Annotated in this window: 2 protein-coding genes; one reads left to right on the forward strand and one right to left on the reverse strand. The window is 64.9% G+C overall.

Annotated elements, in window-relative coordinates:
• The coding region (locus DN824_RS22400) for a sodium:solute symporter family transporter (RefSeq protein ID WP_414718427.1) at window positions 1-371 on the reverse strand (371 nt) is incomplete at its 3' end.
• 249 nt (window positions 372-620) lie between these two features.
• Between DN824_RS22400 and DN824_RS22405 the strand changes: the two genes are divergently transcribed.
• Window positions 621-845, forward strand: coding sequence for a DUF3203 family protein (locus tag DN824_RS22405; protein WP_138410511.1), 225 nt, complete (start codon window positions 621-623; stop codon window positions 843-845).
• Window positions 846-973 lie beyond the last annotated feature (128 nt).

Consider the following 973-nt stretch of genomic DNA (forward strand, 5'->3'; position numbering starts at 1 on the left):
AAGCGGCTGGTGTCTTCGAAACGGTGGGTGAAGTAGTCCGGCAGGGTCAGCGCGTTCTGGTTGCGCTCGGTGTGCACCCGCAGGCGCCCGGCGACGAACAGCCAGTTCAGCCAGGCACCGGCGATCAGGCCGATGGCGATCCAGCTCTCCGACAGCCCGGCGACGAAGATGGCGCCGGGCAGGCCCATCAGCAGCCAGCCGCTCATGTCGGACGCGCCGGCTGACAGCGCGGTGACGAAACTGCCCAGGCTGCGACCGCCCAGGATGTAGTCGGAGAAGTTCTTGGTGGCGCGGTAGGCGACGAGACCGATCAGGATCATCGCCACGATGTAGACCACGAAAGTGATCAGCGTCGGGTTGCTAAAGTCCATGGAATTATCCTTGTAGTAGGCGCAGCCCCATACCTGCTGCTGCGCTGGACGCACGAATGTCGGACTGCCCGGCCGCAGCGGCCAGGCAATTTTGGCGCGCAAGAATACCGGCACAGGGGGATTTCCGACCAGCGCTCGCTGCAACGCCGGCCACCACGCGGGACGTCCGCTGCGGCACGCCCGGCCGTATCGGTGGTCTAGACGTTATCGACTGCCACCCAAGATGCGCTCCACGACAGGAGGTACACCATGATCGTCAACATCGATACCGCCACCGGCACCTGCAGCACCGTTGTCAACGAAACCACCTACCGCAGCGCCATCGCGGATGTGCGCATCAGCACCGACCCGCAGGCGCGGATGTCGGTCGCCCACATCGACAGTGCCAGCGTCCATGTCGCCGAAGACGAGGCTGAACACCTGATCGGAGCAGGCGCGCAGGACGACCGCGAGAACCTGGTGGCCGACGTCTGAGCGACACAAGGCCAGGAAGGAAAAACCCCGCGACCCTGTGCCCGGCCGCGGGGTTCATGCCCTGCGAAGCGTGAAGGTGAACCATGCGACGCCGGCCTTGCCGTTGAAAGCTCGCGGTCAAGACTAGG

The sequence above is a fragment of the Stutzerimonas nosocomialis genome (assembly GCF_005876855.1).
GTDB lineage: Bacteria > Pseudomonadota > Gammaproteobacteria > Pseudomonadales > Pseudomonadaceae > Stutzerimonas > Stutzerimonas nosocomialis.